This window comes from Streptomyces sp. ITFR-6, from assembly GCF_031844725.1.
Taxonomy (GTDB): Bacteria; Actinomycetota; Actinomycetes; order Streptomycetales; family Streptomycetaceae; genus Streptomyces.
Genome location: NZ_CP134612.1, coordinates 7,528,832 through 7,552,690, shown reverse-complemented (window position 1 = coordinate 7,552,690; position 23,859 = coordinate 7,528,832). Strand labels below are relative to the sequence as shown.

Below are 23,859 nucleotides of genomic sequence, written 5' to 3'. Positions count from 1 at the left end.
CGGCGTCGCGTCCCGCGGTCGCCCTGCCCCTGCGCAACGAGTACCATCCGCCTGACATGCGCACGAGCTGGGAGGACACACCGTGGGCCGGCTGACCGGTGGGGACCCGTCGTTGCTGCGTCGGATCAATTCCGCGGTGGTACTGCACGCCCTCAGGGGCGCCGGTTCCCCGACCCTCACGGACCTGACGCGGATCACCGGGCTTTCGCGGCCGACGGTCGAGGGCGTCGTGGAAGGGCTCTTCGAGGCCGGCCTGGTCGTCGAGTCGGCGCCCGACGGCGCCGAGGCACGAAGGCAGGGGCGCCCGGCCCGGCGTTTCCGGTTCCGGGCCGAGGCCGGGCACCTGCTGGGCATCGAGATCGGCCCGCACCGGGTCTCGGCGCTGCTGTCGGGCCTGGACGGCCGGATCATCGGCGCCGGCTCGCGTGCGGTGTCCGAGACCGCCTGCGCCGACGACCGTCTCGACAAGGTGCGGACCGTGGTCGCCGAAATCCTGCGGCGGACCGGCGTGGCCCGCAGCAGCCTGCGCGCGGTTGGGGTCGGCAGCCCCGGCATCGTGGAGGCCGACGGCACGGTCAGGCTGGGCACCGCGCTTCCGGGCTGGACCGGGCTGGCCCTCGGTGAGCGGCTTCGGCGGTCCTTCCGGTGCCCGGTGCTCGTGGAGAACGATGCGAACGCCGCAGCGGTCGCGGAGCACTGGAAGGGCGCGGCCACCGAGTCCGACGACATCGTGTTCGTGCTGGCGGGGCTGAGTCCTGGAGCGGGGTCGCTGATCGGTGGACGGCTGCACCGCGGCTTCGGCGGTGCGGCGGGCGAGATCGGCGCGCTGCATCTGCTCGGCCGTGACGTCACACCGGAGCGGCTGCTGTCCACGACGGACACACCGCTGGACCCGCTCGACGAGCATGCGGTGGCAGCGGTGTTCGCGAAGGCGCGGCACGGCGACGAGCAGGCGCAGGCGGCGGTCGAGCGCTTCATTCAGCGGCTGGTCCACGATGTCGCCGCGCTGGTGCTGGCGCTCGATCCTGAGCTGGTGGTCGTCGGAGGCTGGGCGGCCGGACTGGACGGGGTACTCAACCCGCTCCGCGGCGAGCTGGCCCGCTACTGTCTGCGGCCCCCACGGGTGGCGCTGTCACTGCTCGGCGAGGCGGCCGTGGCGACGGGGGCGCTGCGGCTGGCCCTCGACCACGTGGAGGAGCAGTTGTTCGCGGTTGAGGGAACGGTGACGGCCCGCCGCTGAGCGCGACGGGCCGTGGGGCACGGGTCCCGGCGGGCGCGCCGGGGGCAGCCGGTCAGGAGGCCTGGCGCTCCTGCTCGTGGTGGCTGATCTCCACGTCGCCCGAGTCACCGAAGGTGAGTCGGCAGGTGTCGGCCCGGTAGGTGGCGATGGAAACGGCCGCCGTGCCGCCTGCGGCGAGGTAGCGGGTGGTGACGACGAGGACAGGGGCCCCCGGAAGCCGGTCGAGCTCCTTGGCATCGTCCGCGCGGGCCGAGCCGAGCTCCACCGAGCGGTCCTGCCCGTCGAGCCCGAGCCGGTGCAGTTCACGCACGACACCGCGGGCCCTGGCGGAGCCGGACGGTGCGTCTATCGCGGAGAGCTCGGGAACGGAGGACGACGGCACGTACAGCAGCTCTGCCGCGACGGCCTGCCCGTGGGAGACGCGGATCCGTCGCACGACGTGGACGAGCTCGTCGCCTGCCACGTCGAGCACATCGGCCACCGCCGCGGGGGCGGTCGCGGTCCGGCAGTCCACCGGCTGCCACGCCTCGCCCGCGCCGCCTCCGCTCCAGTCGTGCTGAGCGGTGGAGACGGCCACACCCACGCGCGGCGGCGCGACCGTGGTCCCGACCCCCCGCCGGCGCTGCAGTCTGCCTTCGAGTTCAAGCTGCTCCAGCGCCTGCCGGAGCGTCGCTCGGGCGACGCCGAACCGGGCGGCGAGGTCCCGCTCGTTGGGGAGGATCTCCCCCACCGCAAAGTCCGAGTCGAGTGCCTCACTGAGCACGGTCTTCAGGTGCCAGTACTTCGGCTCCGGTACCGATTCCAGCTGCGTGGTCCCCACCCTTGTCCTCCGCAATCGCCCAGCGGCTTTTCCGCGACGTTATTTATTAAAGGTTCCTGTCTTAACGTTGCGACCATAGGACGGCGCACCCCCTTGGTCAAGACCAATCCTTAGCCGGTAACCCTGTGAAACGAGTCGCTGTCGCAGAGCGTTCACAGGGCGTTCGCGGACCGGTGCGCCGTACGCAGCACAAAGCCCCACGTCCGAGCAGGTCCATGGGGCTTCGGGAGCGTTCTGCCCGCTGGCGGCCGACGACGGCGAGCCGGCGGCGACTTCACGCAGGGGCAGCCGAAATAGAATGTGCGGAAATCAGTGGGGATGCGCAAGGATCAGACGATTGCGACAGGCGACGGATCCCGCCGGTTATGCCCCGTCGAAAGACGTGAGCTTGTCAGGGTTTCGAACGATATACACGCACTGGACAAGTCCGTCCCGTACATCCACCTGCATGACGGAATCGGGCTTGCCTCCGATAAGGACCAGCAGCGCCGGCCCGCCGTTCAGCTCAAGGCTCCGGATTTCCACGTCCGGGATCGGCTCCTGTGCGGTGGCGAGGAGGAAGCGGCTGACCTTGTCCGCGCTCTCCAGGATCCGCAGGGGCGCCTTCGACTTCCCTCCGCTGTCACCGACGAGCCGTACGTCCGGCGCGAGGAGCGCGAGCAGCGCATCGATGTCCCCGCCCGCGGCCGCCGCGAGGAAACGGTCCGTCAGGTCGCGGCGCTGGACGGGATCGACGTCGTAGCGCGGTTTGCGCTCCTCCACATGGCGTCGGGCCCGCCCGGCGAGCTGGCGGACGGCGGCCTCCGTCCGGTCGAGCGTCGTGGCGATCTCGCCGTACGGAAAACCGAAGGCCTCACGCAGTACGAAGACGGCGCGCTCCAGCGGGGACAGCGATTCGAGGACGACGAGCACCGCGACGGAGACGGAGTCGGCGAGCACGGCCCGCTCCACCGTATCGGGCACCGCGGGACCGAAGTCGGTGACGAGGGGTTCGGGCAGCCAGGGCCCCACGTATGCCTCGCGCCGCGACCGGAGCTGACGCAGGCGGTCGATGGCCAGCCTGGTGACGGTCCTGACCAGGAAGGCGCGTGGCTCGCGGACATCCTCCCGCACCGCGGAGGACCAGCGCAGCCACGCTTCCTGGACCACGTCCTCCGCGTCGGCGATCCGGCCGAGCATGCGGTAGGCGACCCCGGTGAGCACGGGTCTGTGCTCTTCAAAGACGTCGGTCACGATGTCGGTTGTCACCGCCCCATCCCAGCCGACGGGCCGCGCGGTGTCCAGTTCGAATCGTGAGGACCTCTTGAACTTCAAGCTACCTGACGGTAATTGTTGTTGACGACTTGTCTAAGTCGTCGGCAGGCGCGGCCCAGCCGTGCCGGAGCATCCGGGAGTATCCCCATGGCAACCATGGCCTCGTTCACCGTCGGCACCCCCGGCGGGCCCCGGCCCGTGTCCGTCGCGTACGAGCGGACAGGTGCCGGGGAACCGCTGCTGCTTCTCCACGGCATCGGTCACCACCGCCAGGCCTGGGACCCGGTGATCCCCGTCCTCGCCGTGGAACGGGATGTCATCGCCGTCGACCTGCCGGGCTTCGGCGCCTCGCCCGCACTGCCCGACGGTCTCCCGTACGACCTGACGACCGTGGCGTCGCTGCTGGGCGCCTTCTGCGAGGAGCTGGGCCTGGACCGCCCCCATGTCGCGGGCAACTCGCTCGGCGGGCTGCTGGCGCTGGAGTTGGGGCGCGAGAAGCGCGTGCGCTCGGTGACGGCGCTCTCGCCCGCCGGGTTCTGGACCGAGCGCGAGCGGCGCTACGCGTTCGGCACGTTGCGCGCCATGCGGCTGGCCGCCGGTTCGATACCACTGCCGCTCATAGGGCGGCTCTCTTGCACACCGGCCGGCCGGGCGGTGCTGACCAGCACCATCTACGCCCGGCCCGGCCGCCGTTCACCTGAGGCTGCGGTCCGGGAGACGGTCGCCCTGCGCGAGGCTGCCGGCTTCCACCAGACGCTGACCGCCGGACGCGACATCATGTTCACCGACGACGTGCCGGGGCTGCCGGTGACCATCGCGTGGGGCAGCGGCGACCGGCTGCTCCTGCGCCGCCAGGGGATCCGGGCCAAGCACACCGTTCCCGGTGCCCGGCTGGTCCGGCTGCCCGGCTGCGGCCATGTCCCGATGAGCGACGACCCCGCTCTTGTGGCGCGGGTCGTGCTCGACACCAGCCGCTGAGTCCGGCACGGGCACGGCCTCCCGCCGGTTCAGGACACCGGAGCCGAAGGCCACGCCCAGCCCGACCAGGCAGCTGCCGGCGGCCTGCGCGACACCGTAGGAGCCGGTGCCGACCAGGGGGGCGGTGAGCGCGGCGGAGACCGGGACCAGCCCGCAGAAGAGCGTGGCGCGCTCGGCACCGATGCGCTGCAGGCCCATGTACCAGCAGACGAACCCGATGACCGTGACAACGGCGGCCTGCCACAGGAGCGCCAGCGCCTCACCGCCCGTGGGCATCGGCAGGAAGCCTCCGCCGTCCAGCAGCAGGCCCAGTACGACCGACTCCACCGCGGCGATCACACAGACCGTGGCGGACAGCAGCCGCGGACCGAGCGGCCGCAGAACGGGTACGGCGATGACCGCGAAGCCCACCTCACCGGCCAGCGCGCCGACGGAGCAGAGGATGCCCGCCAGGTCGGTACGGCCCCAGCCCTGCACGGTGAAGGCTCCCGCGGCGACCAGCCCCGCCGCGTAGATCACGGGGCGCGTCGGCCGGCGCCCGTCCAGCAGCGGCACGAGCACCGCCACGACGATCGGGGCGCACCCGACGAAGACGCCCGGAACAGCAGGTTCCGCACTCCGCTCCGCGGTCAGGACGGCCAGATTGAAGCCCACCATTCCGACCGCCGCGAGCAGACCCAGCCGCGCCCACTGGCGGCCGCTGAGCGTGCGCAGCGTGGCCGTGGGCGGGGGCGCCCCGCCCCGTCGCAGAAGAGGCAGGAGCAGCAGGCCCGCCAGTCCGTAGCGCAGCGCCTGGCCGCCCGCGTACGGGTAGTCGCCGAGGACACTGTTGGCGGTGAAGGAGGCACCCACGAGGATGCAGGCGAAGGCGGCGAGCAGTGCGCCGCGCAGAGAGGTCGAATTCATGGTGCCAACGCTATGGAGCGCGGCGGTCCGGTTTAAGGTCCACTTCCATGACGTCTTCGGGGACCAATCCAGGACCGGACAGCGACGGCGGCGGGGGCGACGGGGACGGGGAACCGGTCTCCGCAGCCTGGGAGCTGCTGCTTCCGGCGGCGTCCACCCCGGCCCGCGGCCGCGGTCGTGCCCTCCAGTCGGCGTTGCGCGACGCCGTCCGGTCCGGCCGTTTGACGCCGGGGACCCGGCTTCCGTCCAGTCGTGAGCTCGCGGCCGATCTCGGCGTCTCACGGGGTCTGGTCACCGAGGCGTACGAGCAGCTGACCGCCGAGAGCTACCTGCACAGCGGGCGCGGGTCGGGTACCTGGGTGAGCGGATCGGCGCGGGCCGCCGCGGACCGGGCCCGCGATCTCGCGCCGCGCGGCCCCGGCACCCTCGTCGACTTCCGGCCCGGTACGCCGGACCTCTCGCTCTTTCCGCGCAGTGCCTGGGCCGCCGCTCACCGTTCGGTGCTCGGCAGGCTGCCGCACAGCGCCATGGGCTATCCCGATCCACGTGGGCTGCCGGAGCTGCGGGTCGCGCTGGCCGGGCTGCTGGCGAGGCGTCGCGGGGTGGTGGCAGATCCGGAGCGCCTGCTGGTCTGTTCGGGCGTGGCGCAGGCGACGACGCTGCTCGGGTTCGTACTGCGCGAACGCGGGATGCGCACCGTCGGTGTCGAGGATCCGGGGAGCCCCGAGCACGCCACGCTCTTCGCCTCGACGGGACTTGCCACGGCCCGGCTGCCGCTCGATGACGAAGGGCTGGCCATGGAGCCGCTGACGCGTTCCGGGGTGCGTGCCGTGATGACCACACCGGCCCACCAGTTCCCCACCGGAATCGCGTACTCCGCCGCCCGCCGGAGCCGGCTCCTGGACTGGGCGAGGGACGTGGACGGGGTGATCATGGAGGACGACTACGACGGTGACTTCCGCTACGACCGGGCGCCCGTCGGAGCGCTGCAGGGGCTGGATCCGGAACATGTCGTGTACACCGGGTCCGTGAGCAAGTCGCTGGCACCCGGTCTGCGGTTGGGCTGGCTGCTGGCACCGGCTTCGATGACGGACGAGATCGTCGACCGCAAACGCACGATGGATCTCGGCAATCCCGCCGTCGACCAGGCGGTTCTCACCGATTTCGTCACCCGGGGCGGCTATGACCGTCAGCTGCGGCGCTGCCAGCGCGCCTACCGGGCGCGCCGCGACACCCTGACCGCCGCGCTGGCCGAGCACTTCCCCGGTACCGAGGTGAGCGGTATCGCCGCCGGGCTGCACATCATCGCCCGGCTGCCCGAACGGTACGGTCCCGAGGCAGGTTTCGCCGCCCGTGCCGCGGAGGCCGGAATCGCGCTGCGGCTGATGAGCGACTGCGGAACCGTGCGTCCGGCGGACCGTTCGGTGAGCCTGGTGCTGGGGTACGCGCAACTGGCGCCGGTGGACATCGCGCGCGGGGTACGGCTGCTGGCGGAGGCTCAGCAGGGCTCGCGCTGAGCGGAACGCCCACCGTCCGGGGCCGCCTGGGGCGTGGCTCGAACACCCCGGGCAACCGGCCAAAAACCGACGATAGGCGGCTAGATCCACACTTAACCCATCGGTCACAAGGCGTTCGTGATCAGGCAACACCGCTCCGTCACAGTGAAGGCATGACTGATGTGACATCCGCCAAGAGCGCCCGCCGCCCGCACCAATGGCGTCGGGATCTCATCGAACTCGCCGCCCTGTTCACCGCGGTCGCCGTGGCCGACGCGATCGCCAACCTGATCGGGCACCAGCCGGACGGCCCGTATCTGCTCATCGCCTCGGCCCTGGCGCTGACCGCAACCGCCGCGTTCCACACCTGGTGGGCGCGGCGGCACAGTCACGCGCCGCCGCCGGATACCGACGGAGTGACCGGCCCCGACGCCGCCCCACGGCCGGTCACGGCGGCCGTCCACCTGAACCCGGGCCCGGCATCCGAGGCGGCATCCGGCTCCGAGCCCACCGAAACGGCGCTGTGGCGGATGCGCACCACGGTCAGGGACGCGCCCGGGAGCCTGGCCGCCCTCTGCATCGTGCTGGCCCAGCACCGGATCGACATCCTGACCCTGCAGACGCACCCCCTGGCCCAGGGCACGGTCGACGAGTTCCTGCTGCGCGCCCCCGCCGAACTGCCGGCTTCGCGGCTGACCCGGGCGATCTCCGCCGCCGGCGGCGGTTCCACCTGGATCGAGCGCGCCGACGCCCATGACCTGGTGGACGCCCCGACCCGGGTGCTCGGCCTCGCCACCCGCACCGCACTGGACGCCGCCGAACTCCCGCTCGCCCTGCGGCAGCTGCTGGGCCGGTGCACCATCCACTCGCTGCCCGCCGTCTCGGTCACCGGCCGCGCCACCGGGGAGACCGCGCCCGTCGAAGGGGTGCTGGAGGAGACGGTGATGCGGCTGCGCGACCCGTCGGGCGGCGCCATCACGGTGGAGCGCCCCTATCTCCCGTTCACCCCGACCGAGTTCGCCAGGGCCCGCGCTCTGGTCGAGCTGGACGCCCGGCTCGGCCCCCGGGTCCCGCGCAGCGAGCACGTGCTCACCCTCCCCGAGGGCAACGAGATCACCGTGCGCCGGGCGGACCACGCCGACCTCGAAGCGGCCCGCGCCATGCACGACCGCTGCACCGAGCAGACACTGCGGCTGCGCTACCACGGTCCGGTCCGCGACGCCGACCGCTACCTCGACCACCTGCTGAGCCCCCGCTTCGGCCGCACCCTCGCCGTGCAGACGGCCTCCGGGCGGCTGGTCGCCCTCGGCCATCTGCTCTGGGACGGCGACGAGACCGAGGTGGCCCTCCTCGTCGAGGACGACTGGCAGCGCCGGGGCATCGGCTCCGAACTGCTCGCCCGGCTGGTCGCGCTCGCCGTCGAGGCCGGCTGCGAGAGCGTCTACGCCGTCACCCAGGCGTCCAACACCGGCATGGTCGCCGCCATGCGCGCGCTCTCGCTGCCGCTCGACTACCAGATCGAGGAAGGCACGCTGGTGATCACCGCCCGGCTGAACTCGGCTCCGGAACGGTCCCTGCCGCTGCCCCCGCACCTGCGGGCACATCACTGAATCCCTGACGTACCACGGGCTCCTCGCCGCTGAGCGCCTGGCAGAGATCGGCCCAGAGGTCCTCGACGTCCTCCAGTCCGACCGACATGCGCAGCAGCCGGTCGCCCACCCCCGCGGCCCGCCGGTCTCCTTCATCCACAATGCGGTGGCTGATCGAGGCGGGGTGCTGGATCAGACTGTCCACGCTGCCGAGACTGACGGCGGGCGTGATGAGCCGTACCGCGGAGATGACCCGGTGCGGGTCTCCGAAGACCTCGAAGGACACCATCGCGCCGCCCAGTTCCGGGTAGTGGACGCGGGCGATCCGCGGGTCGGCGGCCAGCCTGCGGGAGAGTTCGGCGGCACTCGCGGACGCGGCGCGGACCCGGACCGGCAGCGTGGAGAGACCGCGCAGCAACAGGTATCCGGCCATCGGATGCAGCACCCCGCCGGTGGCGAAGCGCACCTGGCGCAGCCGGGCGGCGAACTCCTCGTCACAGGCGACGACTCCGCCCATCACGTCCCCGTGACCGCCCAGGTACTTCGTCGCACTGTGCAGCACGATCTGCGCCCCGTGCTCGACGGGCCGCTGGAGGACCGGGGTCGCGAAGGTGTTGTCGACGAGCAGCGGCACGGAGCCGCAGGAGTGCGCGACCGCCCTGACATCCACTTCCCCGAGCGTCGGGTTGGCCGGTGTCTCCACCATCACCAGGCCCGTGTCGGGGCGGATCGCGTCGGCGATGCCCGCCGGATCGGTCCAGGTCACCTCGGTGCCGAGCAGCCCGGCGCCGAGCAGATGGTCGCTGCAGCCGTACAGCGGGCGGACGGCCACCACGTGGCGCAGTCCGATGCTCGCGCGGGCCAGCAGGACGGCGGTGAGCGCGGCCATCCCACTGGCGAACGCCACGGCGCTCGCGGCCCCTTCGAGCCGGGCCAGGGCCGTCTCGAAGCGGGCGGTGGTCGGGTTGTCGAGCCGGGCGTAGACCGGCGGCCCGTCGAGCCGGGCGCCGGTGGCGGCGAAGGAGTCGATCCGCTCCGCCTCCGCCCTGGAGTCGTACGAGGGGTAGGTGGTGGACAGGTCGATCGGCGGGGCGTGCAGGCCGAGAGCCGCGAGATCGTCGCGTCCGGCGTGTACGGCTTCGGTGGCCAGCGCCCTGGACCGGGTTGTCGTCGAGGGCGCCATCGAGGCTTCGGTGTCCATGTCACCACTCTGAACAGCTGCCGGGAAATCGGCATCAAGGGCCGTGCTACGTTCGGCAGATGACCGATCCCATCGCCCTGGACACGGTGGATCTGCATATTCTGCGCCTGCTGCAGAACGATGCACGGACCACCTACCGCGATCTCGCGGCCGAGGTCGGGGTCGCCCCCTCGACCTGCCTGGACCGGGTCGCCCGGATGCGCCGCACGGGCGTCATCCTCGGCCATCAGCTGCGACTGGACCCGGCCAGAATGGGACGCGGCCTGGAGGCGCTGCTGTCCGTACAGGTACGGCCGCACCGCAGGGAGCTCATCGGCCCCTTCGTCGACCGGATCAGGACGCTCCCCGAGTCCCGGGCCCTGTTCCACCTGACCGGTCCGGACGACTATCTGGTCCATGTGGCCGTCGCCGATACCGCCGACCTGCAACGACTGGTGCTGGACGAATTCACCTCGCGCCGCGAAGTGGCCCGGGTGGAGACCCGGTTGATCTTCCAGCAGTGGGAGTGCGGTCCACTGCTGCCGCCCGCCGCTACCACGGCCGGGCCAGGTACGGGTCAGGCCTCGGAGCCCGGTTGATGGTGACGGGGAGCCCCTCCCCGTATGAGGATGTCCACATGTCAGACACTCCTAGCAGCGCACTGCCCCGCCAGGTCGCCGACGCCTACGTCGACGCGTTCATCCGGCTCGACCCGATTTCCGGCACCTTTCTGGGTGTCGCGGAAAGCTCGCGCCGCCTTCCCGACTTCTCCCCCGCCGGCCAGGAGGAACTGGCCGCGCTGGCCCGCGCCACACTCGCCCGGCTCGACCGCGCGGAACAGCTGCCCGGCGCGGCCGATGACGCCGAACGGCGTTGCGGCCGCCTCCTCCGTGAGCGGCTGACGGCCGAACTCGCCGTCCACGAGGCCGATGAGGCGCTGCGCGCCGTCTCCAACCTGCACTCCCCCGCGCACTCGGTCCGTGAGGTGTTCACGGTGACGCCCACCGAGTCGGACGAGGACTGGGCGGCGGTCGTCGACCGGCTCCGCGCCGTCCCGGCCGCGCTGGCCGGCTACCGCGAGTCCCTCGCGCTCGGTCTGGAGCGCAAGCTGTACGGCAGTCCGCGCGCCACGACCACCTTCATCGGCCAGCTCGACGAGTGGATCGGGGACGGCACCACGGGGTTCTTCCAGGACTTCGCCGCCGCCGGTCCGGCCGCGCTGCGCGACGGCCTCGACGACGGAGCCCGGCAGGCCACACGGGCCCTGAAGGAGCTGCGGCAGTGGATGCGCGAGGTGTACGCCCCCGCCGTCGAGGGCGCGCCCGAGGTGGTGGGCCGCGAGCGGTACGCCCGCTGGTCGCGCTACTTCAACGGCACCGACCTCGATCTCGACGAGGCGTACGCGTACGGCTGGTCCGAGTACCACCGGCTCCTCGCGGAGATGCGCACCGAGGCCGAGAAGGTGCTGCCCGGCGCGGGCCCCTGGGAGGCGCTGGCCCATCTCGACGTACACGGCAAGCACATCGAGGGCGTCGACGAGGTCCAGGCCTGGCTGCAGGGGCTGATGGACGAGGCGATCGAGGCCCTGGACGGCACGCACTTCGAACTCGCCGAGCGGGTCCGCAAGGTGGAGTCCCGGATCGCCCCGCCCGGCGGCGCCGCCGCGCCGTACTACACGGGCCCGTCCGAGGACTTCTCCCGCCCCGGCCGCACCTGGCTGCCGACCATGGGCGAGACCCGGTTCCCGGTGTACGACCTGGTCTCCACCTGGTATCACGAGGGCGTTCCCGGTCATCACCTCCAGCTCGCCCAGTGGGCGCACGTCGCGGAGAGCCTCTCGCGCTACCAGGCGTCCATCGGCATCGTCAGCGCCAACGCCGAGGGCTGGGCACTGTACGCGGAGCGGCTGATGGACGAACTGGGCTTCCTGCCCGACGCGGAGCGCCGCCTGGGGTATCTGGACGCGCAGATGATGCGCGCCTGCCGGGTGATCGTGGACATCGGCATGCACGTGGAGCTGGAGATTCCGGCCGACTCCCCGTTCCACCCCGGTGAGCGGTGGACGCCGGAGCTGGCCCAGGAGTTCTTCGGCAACCACAGCGGGCGGCCCGCTGATTTCGTGGAGAGCGAGCTGACCCGCTACCTCTCGATGCCGGGGCAGGCCATCGGCTACAAGCTGGGTGAACGCGCCTGGCTGCTCGGCCGGGAGAACGCCCGCGCGGCGCACGGGGACGCCTTCGACCTCAAGTCCTGGCACATGGCCGCCCTTTCGCAGGGGCCGCTTGGTCTGGACGACCTGGTCGACGAGCTCTCCAAGCTCTGACCTGGTTGGCGGGCCGGACCCGGGTACTGATCCGGGCCCGGCCCGCCGCCGTCAGCAGCCGCAGTCCCCGGAGCCGGCCGGTGCGGTGAGCGGGTCGGCGGCGCGCCGCCCGGGTCCCTGCCGGGTCTCGAACGCGAAGCCCTCGCGCACCCAGTACTCGAAGCCGCCGAGCATCTCCTTGACCCGGTAGCCGAGTCCGGCGAGGGCGAGCGCGGCACGGGCCGCGCCGTTGCAGCCGGGACCCCAGCAGTAGGTGACCACGGGCACGGCCGGATCGAGCAGTCCGGACGCCCGCCCGGCGATGAGCGCTGTCGGCAGGTGGACCGCGCCGGGAATGTGCCCCTGGTCCCAGGATTCGGTGGAGCGGGAGTCGAGGAGTACGAGGCCGGGGTCCCCGTCTGCCGCCAGTGCGGCGGCGACGTCGGAGACATCGGCGTGGAGGGCGAGCGAGGCGCCGACATAGGCAGCGGCTTCGGCCGGAGCAGCGGGCGAAACCCGAAGTACCGGGTTGTCCGCGGTGATGGCGGGCGATGGAGTCATGGTCGAAAATCTATGACCGGCGGCGCCCTGCCGGAAGAAGAGATCCCCGGCACCGGGCTTGATCCGCCGGGCGTTCCCCTGTTCTCTCTATGTATGACCGACTATTCCCCGGACGACACCGACTGGCGCATCCTCGATGTCCTCCAGCGCGAGGGTCGCGCCACCTTCGCCGACATCGCCCGGACGGTCGCGATGTCGTCGAGCGCCGTGACCGAGCGGGTCCGCAGGCTGGAGGAGGCCGGAATCATCAGCGGATACGCGGCGGTGGTCGATCCGGACCGCCTCGGACTGCCGATCCTCGCCTTCGTCCGGCTGCGCTATCCGAACGGCAACTACAAGCCGTTCCACGATCTCGTCGCCGCCACGCCCGAGATCCTGGAGGCCCACCATGTCACCGGCGACGACTGCTTCGTGCTGAAGGTGACGGCCCGCTCCATGAGCCATCTGGAAGCGGTGTCGGGCAGGATCGGCGCCCTGGGGTCCGTCACCACGAGCGTCGTCTACTCCTCGCCGCTGCCGCGCCGGGCGGTCAGCCGCTGACTCCGTCCGCCGCCCGGTGCCGAACCGCGGATCCGTGGCGCTCCTTCACCACTTCGAGCTGGGCCGGAATGCGCCGGCGCAGGTCCGCGACATGGCTGACGATGCCGACGCTGCGGTCCCGCTCCCGCAGCGAGTCCAGCACGTCGAGCACCTCGTCGAGCGTCTGGTCGTCCAGGCTGCCGAACCCCTCGTCGATGAAGAGGGTGTCCAGCCGGACGCCGCCGGCCTCGTCGGTGACCACGTCCGCGAGGCCGAGCGCGAGGGCGAGCGAGGCGAAGAACGTCTCGCCGCCGGAGAGCGTGGCCGTGTCGCGCTCCCGGCCGGTCCAGGCGTCGATGACATGCAGTCCGAGACCGGCCCTGCGGCCGCCGGTCCGGGCGTCGGAGTGGACCAGGGTGTAGCGGCCGGACGACATCCGCCGCAGCCTGGCCGTGGCGGCCGCGGCCACCTGTTCGAGGCGGGCCGCCAGTACGTAGGACTCCAGCCGCATCTTGCGTTCGTTGTCCGCCGAGGTGCCGGCGGTGAGTCCGGCGAGCCGTGCGATGCGCTCGTACTCCTCGCGCACCGGTCCCAGTGCCCGCACCTCGTCCGCCGCGCGCCGGGACAGCCGGCCGAGTTCAGCGCAGCGCTCCCGGGCGGCGGTGTGGGCACCCGCCCCGTCCCGCAGCAGCCGCTCGGCCCTGTCGTACACCGACTGCGCGGCGCCGGGGTCGGCCGGGGGCCGGCCGGCGGCAGTGCGGGCGTCGGCCTCCGCTAGCCGGTCGGTGACGGCCGCGGACTCGGCCTGCCAGGCGTCGATCCGGTGCTGGAGCGCCCGCTGCCGGGAGTCGGGGAGCATCGTCGCGGCGGCGTCCCGCGGCGTGTCGAAGCCGGCCCGGAACGCAGCGTCCGCGAGCCGGTCGTCGGCCTCCTTCAGCCGGGCCGCCGCGCTCTCCTCCTCACGCAGTGCCCCGGCCGCCTCGACGAGCAGGGCGACCCGGCGCTGCAGAAGGGCGGCGTGCTCGGTGACGCTGGAGGAGCCGCCGCGCGCCTGGGCCAGCGCCTCTGCCAGGGCCGCCTGTTCCGCGTCGAGTCCCTCGCGCCGGGAGGTGCGGGCGGCGGCCCGGCGTTCGGCTTGCTGCCGGTCTCCGGCCCGTTGCTCCTGCTCGCGTTCGGCGGCCGCGAGGGCCTCGCGCGCCGCGTGCGTCCCGGTGGCGGTCCGGTAGGCCTCCGCGTGCTCCCTGGTCAGGGTGTCCACGAGTTCGGTGAGCGCTCCGACGGTCGGCTCGGAGCCTGCGGACGGGCTGCCGCCGGCCGCGTCCGCCGTCTGCCCGTCCGGGTTGTCCGCGGCCTCCGCGCGGGCGGCCGCATACCGCTCGCGTACGGCTCCGAGCGCGTGTTCCGCCTCGGTGCGCGCCTGCTCTGCGCGGCGGTGGGCGGCCTGCGCGGCGTCCTCCGTGGCCTGGTCGACGTGTCCGTCCCCGGCCCGTGCGGGCTCCGGGTGGCCGGCCGATCCGCAGACCGGGCAGGCCTCGCCCTCGACCAGTTCCCGGGCAAGCTCGGCCGCGATGTCGCGCAGCCGCCGCTCGCGCAGGCGCAGCCAGGCCTCGCCGGTGGTGAGGGCGTCCTCCCGGGCCGCGGTCAGACGGTCCTCCGCCTCCGACACCCGCGCGGCCAGCGCGTCACGGCGCCTGGCCGCGTCGAGCCGCCGGCGCGCCGGGTCCAGTCGCCCGGCCAGCAGTTCGGCGCGGGTCGCCGCTTCCTGGGCCGCCTCGATGCGAGCGAGCAGACGGTGCCGGGTGGTTTCCCAGCCGGCCAGCCAGCTCTGGGCGTCCCGGATCAGCTCGTCGTCCACCCCGGCCTGCCGTTCCAGCGCGGCGCGTTCGCTGTCGATCTCGGCGCTGCGCCGCTCGGCGCGACGGGCGGCGTCCAGCCCGCCGAGTTCCTCGCGGAGCCGTCGTTCCAGCGCGGTCAGCTGCTCGGCGCCCGCGTCGGCCAGCTCGCCGGGCAGCCCGGCCCGGTAGCGGTCGCTGGCCGCGCCCGCCCGCCGGTGCGCCCGCCCGGCCTCCTCGCGGAGCTCCAGCGCGGGGGCGACGAGATCCGCCTTGCGGGCGCGTCGCAGCCGCTCCTGTGCCTGATCGTGCTCCTCCCGGCCGGCCTCCACCTCCGTGGCGCGCCGCCGGGTCTCCGCGTACCGCTGCTGGAGCCCGGCCAGCTCGCGTTCGGCGTCCAGGGCCTGCCGGGCGGCCGACTGCCGGGCCTCGGCCGCGGACAGGACGCAGGCGGCGATGTCGAGCCGTTCCCGGGCGCCGCTGCGCGCCGTGGCCGCCCATTCCAGTACGGCGCCCGCGAGCCCAGGGTCGCCGGGCTGGACGCCGGGCAGCGGGTGCTCCTCGGCGGCGGGCCCGGCCGCCTGGGCGATCCGCTGGGCAACCGCGAGGATCCGTTCGTCCCCGGCCCTGACCTGGGTCCCGGCGGCCCTGCGCAGCTCGGCGAGGTGTTCCTCCACCGCGGCGAAGCGACGGGTGTCGAAGAGCCGTCCGAGGAGCTTCCCGCGAGCCTCGGCGTCGGCGCGCAGGAAGCGGGCGAAGTCGCCCTGCGGCAGCAGGACCACCTGACAGAACTGGTCCCGGCTCATCCCGATGAGCTGGGTGATCTCCTCGCCGATCTCCTGGCTGGACCGGCTCAGCGCCCGCCATCCCTCGTCGGCGACGTACTCGCGCAGCCGGCTCTGCGCCTTCTCCGTGGTGTAGCCGTCGCCCTTCTTCTTGGGGCGGGGCTGGGCGGGGCTCCGGGTGATCTCCAGCCGTCGCCCGCCGACGGTGAGTTCGAGCCGGATCTCGGTCGGCAGGTCCGCCGGGGCGTGGTCGCTGCGCAGCGAGGTCCCGGGGCTCTGCCGGGCGCCGGGCACGGCGCCGTAGAGGCCGTAGCAGACGGCGTCGAGGACCGAGGTCTTGCCGGCGCCGGTCGGTCCGTGCAGCAGGAAGATCCCAGCTGCGGAGAGTGCGTCGAAGTCGATCTCGTGAGTGGCGCCGAACGGTCCGAAGGCCGTGATGCCGAGTCGGTGGAGCCTCACCGGTTCACCTCGCGCACACCGTCGTCGACGCGTACGTGGTCGAAGGCGCCGCGCAGCACCGTCCGCTCCGACTCGTCGATGCCGTACCCGCCGCGGACATGGGCCACGAAGTCCTCCGCGATGCTCTGGTCGTCGCGTCCCCGCAGCCGCTCGGCGTAGGAGGTCCTCGGGTCCTCCGGGTCGCGTTCCGGTTCGAAGGCGAGGGCGAGGGTGTGCGGGAACCGCTCGACGAGGCGGGCCATCGGCTCGGCCGGGCGGACCGGATCGGTGAGGGTGGCCTCCACCCAGGAGTGCTCGTGCCGTTCGAGGGCGGGGTCGTCGAGGAGGGTGTCGAGCCGGCCGGTGATCCTGGCGAGCGGGCGGGGCACCGGGCAGTCGGTCCGTTCGGCGGTGACCGCGCCCGTACCGTCCAGCTCGATCAGCCACATGGTCTTGCGGTGGCCGGACTCGGAGAAGGAGTACGCGAGCGGGGAGCCGGAGTAGCGGACCCGCTCGGAGACGGTCTGGCAGCCGTGGAGGTGCCCCAGTGCCACGTAGTCGACGCCGTCGAAGACCCCGGCGGGGACGGCCGCCACGCCGCCCACGGTGATGTCGCGTTCGCTGTCGCTCGGCTCGCCGCCCGCGACGAAGGCGTGGGCGAGGACGACGGACCGGGTGCCGTCCGGCCGTGCCGCGAGGTCCGCGCGGACCCGGTCCATGGCGGCGCTCAGCACGGCCTCGTGCCCGGCCCGCTCCGCCCGGAACTCGTCCTTGACGAGGGCGGGCTCCAGATACGGGAGCCCGTAGAACGCGACGTCGCCGTACGCGTCCGGGATGACGACCGGGGTGGCGCAGTGCGCGGGGTCGGTACGCAGATGGATGCCGGCGCGCCCGATGAGACCGGCGCCGACGCCGAGCCGGCGGGCCGAGTCGTGGTTCCCGGAGATCATCACGGTGGGTACGCCGGCCTCGGCGAGCCGGTGCAGCGCGTCGTCGAAGAGCTGGACGGCGGAGAGCGGCGGCACCGCCCTGTCGTACACATCACCCGCCACGACCACGGCATCGACCTCGTGGTCACGGACCGTCGCCACCAGGTGGTCGAGGTAGGCGGCCTGGGCTTCGAGCAGTGACACCCGGTGGAAGGACCGGCCCAGGTGCCAGTCCGATGTGTGCAAAATCCTCAAGACCCGGCTCCGACCTGCATGTTTCGTTTCCTCCACCGGTGCGGCCGCGTCCCTCGCGATTCGGCGCGGCCCGGACCCCGCGGCCGGTGTCCGTCACTCCGGCGCGGCCCCGGGCCCGCGCTCCCGCACCACAGTACTCAGGCGTCCCCGTAAGCCTCTTCGCCCAGCTCCAGTTCCGCCTCGCCCGCCGTCGCGTCGGCCAGCCAGCGGCGGAACTCCTCCACATCGGCGTCCGGCAGCCCGATCTCGATGGCCACCGCCTCCGCGTACCGGACCTCGCGCACACTGCGTCCGGTGGCCCGCAGTTCGTTCTCCAGCCGCCCGGCCCGCTGGTGGTCCACGGTGACCGTCGCGATCCGGAACCGCTGCCGGGTGAGGGTGCCCAGCGCGTCGAGGGCCTCACCGACCACCCCGCCGTACGCCCGGATCAGCCCGCCGGCGCCGAGCTTCACGCCGCCGTAGTAGCGGGTGACGACGGCGACGACGTACCGCATCTCGCGGCGCGTCAGCATCTGCAGCATGGGAACGCCCGCGGTGCCGCCGGGCTCGCCGTCGTCACTGGCCTTCTGTACGGAGGCGTCGGCGCCGATCACGTACGCGAAGCAGTTGTGGGAAGCGGCCGGGTGTTCCTTGCGGACGCGTGCGACGAAGTCCTGGGCCTCCTCCTCGGTGGCGGCGGGGGCGAGCGCGCAGATGAAGCGCGAGCGGTTGATCTCGGTCTCGTGCACGCCCGCGCGGGCGACTGTCCAGTACTGCTCCTGCATCCGGCCAGCCTATGCGCAGCCCCGGGAATGGCCGGGGGCGGCCGTCCGTTGTGCCGATCATGTACGCAGACACGGAGACGATCCGCAGGATTCTGACCGGGACGGGCGACACCTGGGCCGTGGTGGGGCTGTCCGACAACCGCTCGCGCGCGGCCTACGGGGTGGCCGAGGTGCTCCAGCGCTTCGGCAAGCGGGTGATCCCGGTCCACCCCAAGGCCGAGCGGGTGCACGGCGAGGACGGCTACGTCTCGCTGGCCGAGATCCCCTTCCCGGTCGATGTGGTGGACGTCTTCGTCAACAGCGGGCTGGCCGGCGCGGTGGCGGACGAGGCGGTCGCGATCGGCGCCTCCGCGGTCTGGTTCCAGCTGGGAGTGATCGACGAGAAGGCGTACGAGCGCACCCGGGCGGCGGGGCTCGAAATGGTCATGGACCGCTGCCCGGCGATCGAGATCCCCGCGCTGAACGGCTGAGAGCACGCGAGAGAGCCCCCGCCCCTCCAGGGTTTCCATCCCTAATGAGACGACGAGGGCTCAGCGAGCAGCGGGGGGCGGTATGCCAACCTCTCCCCTGCCGCCCTCCGTGCGCTGGAGGTGACGCCCCTGGCGCGGGTCTGTGGGAGGGGGCGGCACTCCATGTCGAAGGGTTCCGCCCCCTCCTGCCGTGCCCGCCGACGGACACGGCCCGTACCTAGCCGTCAGCAGGCGTGGTGGACGCCCTGGGAGGTACGGGGTCTTCTCCGGCGCGGACGACGAACGCGAAGCCCGTCACGATCCGGCGGAACCCTCGGTGGTTGCTCTTGCCGGCGTGGTTCAGGCACTCCACGTCGACGGCTGCGACGTTGACGGACGGCTCAGCGCTCCAGCCGCAGCCGAGACAGTCGGCTTCGTACGTGACGTCGGTGTCGGGGTGCGGGACGATCGTGTGAGGGATGCTGCGGAGCAGGGTGCGGGCCCTCATCGACTCGCTCCGTGGGGGTGCTGCCGGATTTCGACGTTGCAGTCCGAGACGGCCGACGGGTCCCCACTGTTGCGTGCCGCCTCCCGCTGTCGGCCCAGCGTCGCGCAGGCGTCACAGCCGAAGTTGGGGAGTGGCTCGGGTGGCGTCAGTGGATCCGTCAGAAAGACCGGGCCCTGCATCGCTGTGTCGTCCATTCCCGCACCTCCGCCGTGGTTGTGGTGACAAGCATTTCGTCATGGCGGGTTGCGAAACAGGGATGGAACGTCCTAGTTCCGCGACGCTATTTCTCCACGCCCAGGAACTCGGCCAGCGTCCGAAGCCCCGCGGGGTGAGACGGAAGCTCCTGGAGGTCGCTCACGATGGCGACTGCAAGCGTGTGGTGGCGCATCCACGTCGGGGCGACCCGGCGGAGGCTCTCAAGGGCCTTTACAGCCCCTTCCGCGTCTCCTAGGTCGGTGTGTGCCCGCGCCACGTCCAAAAGCAGCCAGGTGCGCCAGGAGGGGGGCGTATCTTTGCTCAGCCGCATTCCCTTGGCGAGGCGGAGAGCTTCCTCCGGGCGGCTGTGCTGGACGGCCAGGCGTACGCGCTCAATGCGGACCGACGACTTACTGAAGACGGACAGAAGGCGCCCGTCGCTCTCTGTGGGCGGCATCTTCGCGAGCCGGCCGGCAGCCGTCTCCGCGGCGCGCATCATCTCGTCAGCGCGTTCGTAGTCGTCACGTCTGGCGTACGAGGTGGCGGCGCTCATCGTCAGGCCACCCCACACCCGCAGCCCCGACGCGTCATTGGTGAGCCCGTCCCGCTCCAGACTGTCAGCGGCGTGCAGGGCGATGGCCGTCGCATCGTCCAGCCGGTTGGACCGCTGATAGGCCCACGCCAGGGAGTTGCAGATCATCGGGACAAGGAGCGGGTCCTCCGACGCCTCCGCGGCAGCTATTGCACGCTCAAGGGCGGCAAGGGCAAGGTCCATCTTGCCCAGTCGGATACTCAGGTGCCCGGCCAGTTGGAAAGCTTTACCGAGCGCGGCTTGCCCTCCGTCGGCATCCTGCGAGGCTGTCAGCCGGGCGTCGGCAAGAATCCCGGGCAGCAGATTGAGAAGCTGCGGGAACTCTGCCGAGTGATACATCGACCATGCGTCTGCGATCTCAGCGCGCAGGAGGTCGGACGTGAGCATCTCCGCCCCGTCAGACTCCTGCGGCGGCGCGAACATGAGCGGGTGCACGGCTCGTCGCACGGCAACTAGTTGCGGCGGGTCGGCCTCCCCCGTCGACGGGACTCCGGGCGGATCGCCCAGCAGCGTCGTCAGTTCGACGCCCAGCCCGTCGGCCAGTGCGTGCAGGGTGGGGAGGCGTGCAGACCCCTTCCGCCTCTGCTCCAGCTTTCGGATGACGTCAACCGACACGCCTGACTTTTCCGCCAGATCTTCCTGTGTCAGATTCGACAGCCGGCGGAGGCGGCTCAGCTTGTCTCCGAGATGCTCGCTCACAGCTCAGACGGTACGCCGGCTGCAGGCTACAGGGTCGAGAAGAACGCATCCTGACGTCACAACCAGTCGGCGGACCGCATGCGGGTGCGCCACGACCGGCCGTGCGACGGGATGCAGAACTGGTTGATCCGTCCGCGGCCAGGCACCTGCGCTACCTCGGCACCGCACTGCCGGCAGGAAACGGGCTGGTTCGTGGCGGGCTCGCAGTGGTTCACGGGGCTGCCTCTCTCGAAATTCCGGGAACACGCCGTACGGTTCTATGACAGCGCCGTACAGGTCGAGTTGGGGAATGCGTGGCGCCACTCCGTCGTGTCGGGGAGTGACCTCTGCGTGCTGCTCAGGCGTAGCGACCAGTCTCGATTGCGCCTCCGGCCTCGGCATCCCGAACCGTGATGCGGTGATAAACGATGTCCGCGATCTCGCGGTCCGGGCGATCGAGATCCCCGCGCTGAACGGCTGAGAGCACCCGGCGGCCAAATGTGCGGGGTATCACATTCCGCTCCTGGCTGGGAGGATGACCGGCTGTGAGTACCGCCTACGCCCCGAGCGTGTCCGCCGTCCACCACAGCCGGGCCCGCCTGTCCCGTCAGCTGGCCGAGCTCGGCGTCGAGCGCGGCGGTGTCCTGATGGTGCACGCGTCACTGAGCGCGGTGGGGGCGGTCGACGGTGGTGCGGACGCGGTCGGCGCCGCGCTGCGGGAGGCGCTGGGGCCGGAGGGCACGCTGGTGGTTCCTTCCTTCACTCCGGAGAACTCCGACACCTCCCCGCAGTACCGCGCCCGGGTCCACGGCCTCGGGGAGCGGGAGCGGCAGGCCGTGCGGGCGGCGATGCCCGCGTTCGACCCGGCGATCACGGCGGCCCCGTCGATGGGCCGGCTCTCCGAAGCGGTGCGCCGCTCCCCCGGTTCGGTCCGCAGCGCGCATCCGCAGACCTCCTTCGCCGCCCTGGGCCCGCTGGCCGGCCACGTGGTGGCGGACCACCGTCCGGACTGCCATCTCGGAGAGGACTCCCCGCTGGCCCGCCTTCACGAACTGCGGGCGCAGGTCCTGCTGCTCGGCACCGGATTCGGCTCCTGCACGGCGTTTCACCTCGCGGAGTACCGCGTGCCCTCGCCGCCCCGTCGGACCTATCGCTGTGTGGTGCGGGAGGGCGGCGGGCGGCGGTGGTGGGAGTACGAGGACGTGGCCCTGGACGACGGCGACTTCGCGCGACTGGGCGAGGACTTCGCGCGGTCGGACCGGGGTGCCGCCGTTCGCAGCGCCGCGGTGGGCTCCGCCACGGGCCGGCTGTTCCGCTTCCCGGCGGCGGTCGCCTTCGCCATGGGGTGGCTGCCGACGCACCGCGGCCGCGGAATCAGCCGCTGATACCCAGACCTGCCACGACGACAGCCCCCGGCAACGCCGCCAGCGCCTTGCCCGGCATGATCAGCTTGCCCCGTCGGCTGCCGCTGCCGATCAGGACCCATTCCTGGTCCACGACGGCGGGATCGATCAACAGGGGCCAGTGGGCCGGGAGTCCGACGGGTGTGATGCCGCCGTACTCCATTCCCGTGTCCCCGACCGCCGTGTCCATCGGGGCGAACCGCACCTTGCGGGCGTCGAGGTGCCGGCGGACGACTCCGTTCACGTCGACGCGGGAGTGGGACAGCACCAGGCAGGCGGCCAGGGTGACGTCTCCCCCGCGCTTTCCGGCCACGACGACACAGTGGCCGAGCAGTTCAGCAGCTCGGCCCCGTGGTGCTCGACGAACGCCGCCGTGTCAGCGATCTCGGGGTCCGTGTCGACGTGGATGATCTGCTCGGCGGGGAACCCGCCCCAGCCCTCCCGGACAGCTGCGGCCACCGGAGCGGTGAGCAGTTCGAGGCGTTCGGCCGCGGGGCAGGCTTCCTCGAAGGAGCCGATGGGGGCGCGCATGCGTATCACGCTAACAGCCCCGCGCACCCGCCCGGTCGGACGTCTCATCTGACGGGCGGGACGGACACGGCCATGGTGGCTTCGACGGGCTCCGAGCCCTCGTTGCGGTAGGCGTGGCGGTGGTGCGCCTCGAACGTCGCGGAGGTTCCGGCGGGGACGGTGTACGAAACGCCGTCGACGACGAGGGTGAGTTCGCCCGTCGTGACGTGAAGCAGCTCCACGGTGCCCTCGGGGTGCGGGTCGGATGTGCTGCCGTCACCGGGCGCCAGCCGCCAGTGCCAAAGTTCCAGCGGGCCCCGGGCCTCGGTTCCCACCAGCAGGGTGGTGGCGCTCCCGGCCTCCGTGGACCACATGCGTACGGCCTGGTCCGCGGGGACCAGCCGGACCGGGGAGCCCTGTTCGTGGTCGAGCAGTGTGGTGATGGCTACGCCGAGCGCGTCGGCGAGCTTGACCGTGGTGCCGACGCTCGGGTTGGTGCGGGCCTGCTCGATCTGGATGATCATGCCGCGACTGACCCCGGCGCGGGTGGCGAGGGCGTCCAGTGTGAAGCCCCGCTCCCCGCGCCAGCGCTTGAGGTTGCGCGCGAGGGACTGGGTCAGCTGGTCGAGATCAGTCACATTCCGTCCAATATTTTGAATGCCGGAGTCAAAAATACTGCACTACGGTGTGCTGTACCCACCGTTCACCGCACTGTACTGCGAGGCCTCCGCGTGCCCGTGCCGATCACCGTGGTCGCGGTGCTCCTCACGGCCCGGCCCTCAGCTCTCGTCGAGCTCCGCCACGGCCAGCAGCTGCTCGGGCGTGACGCCCTCCGGGATCGGTACCGGGGCCGGCGTGCGCAGGGGCGGCTGCCAGCCCTTGTCCGGGTCCCAGCCGCGTACGACGCGGGCGGGGGCGCCGGCCACCACCGCGTGGTCGGGCACCTCGCCCCGGACCACCGCGCCGGCCGCGACGACGACGTTGCGGCCGAGCCGGGCGCCCGGGAGGATCACCGCTCCGGTGCCGATCCAGCAGCCGGGGCCGATGGCGACCGGTTCCATCCGCGGCCACTGCCGGCCGACCGGCTGCTGCGGATCGTCGTAGCTGTGGTTGGTCGAGGTGATGTAGACGTACGGCCCGCAGTAGGTGTCGGAGCCGATCGTCACCGTGGTGTCCGCGACGACATGGCTGCCCCGGCCGAGCACCACTCCGTCGCCCAGGGTCAGGATCGGATCGGCGCCCAGGTCCAGATCGGGCATGAGGCCCGCCGTGAGGGTGACCTGTTCGCCGATGACGCAGTGGTTGCCGAGCTCGATCCACCGTTCCCCGAAGACCGTCCCCTGCGGGAAGGCGAGCCGGGTGCCCTCGCCGATCCGGCCGAACCACAGCCCGCCGGGGTGCGTGGCCGTGACCGCGCCCGCCTCCCGGACCCAGCGCCAGCAGCGGTGGACGGCCCCTGACAGGGCGCGCCGCCGCCAGGCGGTCAGGGAGGAGACCGTGTCTCTGTTCTTCGGCACCCGCACACGGTAGTCGGGGCGCCCGGGACCGGTATCCGCCCCGGCCTGTGATCTTCACCCCACCCGGCCGCCGGCCGGCGGGCCCGTCGCATACCGTTTGCCCGGCGGAAGCGCACGGCTCCCGGCCGGACGACCGCGACCCACAGCACCGGAGCACGG

The 23,859-nt window shown here is 72.2% G+C and carries 20 protein-coding genes and 2 pseudogenes; 9 read left to right on the top strand and 13 right to left on the bottom strand.

Annotation, left to right across the window (positions count from 1 at the left end):
• Nucleotides 1-82 precede the first annotated feature (82 nt).
• Nucleotides 83-1,240, top strand: coding sequence for an ROK family transcriptional regulator (locus RLT59_RS34320; RefSeq protein ID WP_311306997.1), 1,158 nt, complete (start codon nt 83-85; stop codon nt 1,238-1,240).
• 52 nt (nt 1,241-1,292) lie between these two features.
• On the opposite strand, the gene RLT59_RS34315 is transcribed toward RLT59_RS34320, so the two are convergent.
• Nucleotides 1,293-2,060, bottom strand: a complete 768-nt coding sequence (locus RLT59_RS34315) for a GntR family transcriptional regulator (RefSeq protein ID WP_311306996.1) — start codon at nt 2,058-2,060, stop codon at nt 1,293-1,295.
• A gap of 363 nt (nt 2,061-2,423) precedes the next feature.
• Nucleotides 2,424-3,308: an RNA polymerase sigma-70 factor gene (locus tag RLT59_RS34310; RefSeq protein ID WP_311306995.1), complete on the bottom strand. Its 885-nt coding sequence runs from the start codon at nt 3,306-3,308 to the stop codon at nt 2,424-2,426.
• Nucleotides 3,309-3,461: 153 nt separating this feature from the next.
• Between RLT59_RS34310 and RLT59_RS34305 the strand changes: the two genes are divergently transcribed.
• Nucleotides 3,462-4,292, top strand: a complete 831-nt coding sequence (locus tag RLT59_RS34305; protein WP_311306994.1) for an alpha/beta fold hydrolase — start codon at nt 3,462-3,464, stop codon at nt 4,290-4,292.
• A gap of 57 nt (nt 4,293-4,349) precedes the next feature.
• Here RLT59_RS34305 and RLT59_RS34300 read toward each other — a convergent pair.
• Nucleotides 4,350-5,198, bottom strand: a pseudogene (locus tag RLT59_RS34300) (DMT family transporter); the annotation flags it as partial.
• Between the two features lie 47 nt (nt 5,199-5,245).
• Between RLT59_RS34300 and RLT59_RS34295 the strand changes: the two are divergent.
• Together RLT59_RS34295 and RLT59_RS34290 are read left to right on the top strand one after the other, a co-directional pair.
• Nucleotides 5,246-6,715: a MocR-like pyridoxine biosynthesis transcription factor PdxR gene (locus RLT59_RS34295; protein ID WP_311306993.1), complete on the top strand. Its 1,470-nt coding sequence runs from the start codon at nt 5,246-5,248 to the stop codon at nt 6,713-6,715.
• A gap of 152 nt (nt 6,716-6,867) precedes the next feature.
• A complete protein-coding gene (locus tag RLT59_RS34290; protein ID WP_311306992.1) occupies nt 6,868-8,304 on the top strand; it encodes a GNAT family N-acetyltransferase in 1,437 nt (478 codons plus the stop codon).
• Here RLT59_RS34290 and RLT59_RS34285 read toward each other — a convergent pair.
• Nucleotides 8,234-9,484, bottom strand: a complete 1,251-nt coding sequence (locus RLT59_RS34285) for a trans-sulfuration enzyme family protein (protein WP_311306991.1) — start codon at nt 9,482-9,484, stop codon at nt 8,234-8,236. The two genes, RLT59_RS34290 and RLT59_RS34285, sit on opposite strands and share 71 nt — an antisense overlap.
• A gap of 59 nt (nt 9,485-9,543) precedes the next feature.
• Here RLT59_RS34285 and RLT59_RS34280 point away from each other — a divergent pair, with 59 nt between their 5' ends.
• Both RLT59_RS34280 and RLT59_RS34275 read left to right on the top strand, forming a co-directional pair.
• Entirely contained in the window at nt 9,544-10,062 is a 519-nt protein-coding gene (locus tag RLT59_RS34280) for an Lrp/AsnC family transcriptional regulator (protein ID WP_311306990.1), read from the top strand.
• A gap of 38 nt (nt 10,063-10,100) precedes the next feature.
• Entirely contained in the window at nt 10,101-11,786 is a 1,686-nt protein-coding gene (locus RLT59_RS34275) for a DUF885 domain-containing protein (RefSeq protein ID WP_311306989.1), read from the top strand.
• A gap of 51 nt (nt 11,787-11,837) precedes the next feature.
• Here the strand turns inward: RLT59_RS34275 and RLT59_RS34270 are convergent, their stop codons facing one another.
• On the bottom strand, nt 11,838-12,326 hold the full coding sequence (locus tag RLT59_RS34270) for a rhodanese-like domain-containing protein (RefSeq protein ID WP_311306988.1): 489 nt from the start codon (nt 12,324-12,326) through the stop codon (nt 11,838-11,840).
• A 93-nt stretch (nt 12,327-12,419) separates the two neighbouring features.
• Between RLT59_RS34270 and RLT59_RS34265 the strand changes: the two genes are divergently transcribed.
• Nucleotides 12,420-12,866: an Lrp/AsnC family transcriptional regulator gene (locus RLT59_RS34265; RefSeq protein ID WP_311306987.1), complete on the top strand. Its 447-nt coding sequence runs from the start codon at nt 12,420-12,422 to the stop codon at nt 12,864-12,866.
• Here the strand turns inward: RLT59_RS34265 and RLT59_RS34260 are convergent.
• From RLT59_RS34260 to RLT59_RS34250, 3 genes are all read right to left on the bottom strand, one after another.
• Entirely contained in the window at nt 12,856-15,921 is a 3,066-nt protein-coding gene (locus RLT59_RS34260) for an AAA family ATPase (RefSeq protein ID WP_311306986.1), read from the bottom strand. The genes RLT59_RS34265 and RLT59_RS34260 overlap by 11 nt on opposite strands.
• On the bottom strand, nt 15,918-17,084 hold the full coding sequence (locus tag RLT59_RS34255; protein ID WP_311306985.1) for an exonuclease SbcCD subunit D: 1,167 nt from the start codon (nt 17,082-17,084) through the stop codon (nt 15,918-15,920). Before RLT59_RS34255 ends, RLT59_RS34260 begins: the two co-directional genes overlap by 4 nt.
• A gap of 137 nt (nt 17,085-17,221) precedes the next feature.
• The gene (locus RLT59_RS34250) at nt 17,222-17,848 is read right to left on the bottom strand and encodes a YigZ family protein (protein WP_311306984.1); all 627 of its coding nucleotides are present in this window, start codon (nt 17,846-17,848) and stop codon (nt 17,222-17,224) included.
• Between the two features lie 59 nt (nt 17,849-17,907).
• Here RLT59_RS34250 and RLT59_RS34245 point away from each other — a divergent pair, with 59 nt between their 5' ends.
• The gene (locus RLT59_RS34245) at nt 17,908-18,318 is read left to right on the top strand and encodes a CoA-binding protein (RefSeq protein WP_311306983.1); all 411 of its coding nucleotides are present in this window, start codon (nt 17,908-17,910) and stop codon (nt 18,316-18,318) included.
• A 217-nt stretch (nt 18,319-18,535) separates the two neighbouring features.
• On the opposite strand, the gene RLT59_RS34240 is transcribed toward RLT59_RS34245, so the two are convergent.
• Nucleotides 18,536-18,805, bottom strand: coding sequence for a DUF7848 domain-containing protein (locus tag RLT59_RS34240; protein WP_311306982.1), 270 nt, complete (start codon nt 18,803-18,805; stop codon nt 18,536-18,538).
• Nucleotides 18,806-19,085: 280 nt separating this feature from the next.
• Nucleotides 19,086-20,291: a type II toxin-antitoxin system RelB family anti-toxin gene (locus tag RLT59_RS34235; RefSeq protein ID WP_311306981.1), complete on the bottom strand. Its 1,206-nt coding sequence runs from the start codon at nt 20,289-20,291 to the stop codon at nt 19,086-19,088.
• A 524-nt stretch (nt 20,292-20,815) separates the two neighbouring features.
• Between RLT59_RS34235 and RLT59_RS34230 the strand changes: the two genes are divergently transcribed.
• Nucleotides 20,816-21,655: an AAC(3) family N-acetyltransferase gene (locus RLT59_RS34230; RefSeq protein WP_311306980.1), complete on the top strand. Its 840-nt coding sequence runs from the start codon at nt 20,816-20,818 to the stop codon at nt 21,653-21,655.
• On the opposite strand, the pseudogene RLT59_RS34225 reads toward RLT59_RS34230, so the two are convergent.
• From RLT59_RS34225 to RLT59_RS34215, 3 genes and pseudogenes are all read right to left on the bottom strand, one after another.
• Nucleotides 21,645-22,204: pseudogene (locus RLT59_RS34225) on the bottom strand (YbaK/EbsC family protein). The gene RLT59_RS34230 and the pseudogene RLT59_RS34225 overlap by 11 nt on opposite strands.
• A 44-nt stretch (nt 22,205-22,248) precedes the next feature.
• Complete coding sequence (locus RLT59_RS34220; protein WP_311306979.1) at nt 22,249-22,821, bottom strand: helix-turn-helix domain-containing protein; 573 nt, start codon at nt 22,819-22,821, stop codon at nt 22,249-22,251.
• Nucleotides 22,822-22,962: 141 nt separating this feature from the next.
• Nucleotides 22,963-23,700, bottom strand: a complete 738-nt coding sequence (locus RLT59_RS34215) for an acyltransferase (protein ID WP_311306978.1) — start codon at nt 23,698-23,700, stop codon at nt 22,963-22,965.
• Nucleotides 23,701-23,859: the final 159 nt, after the last annotated feature.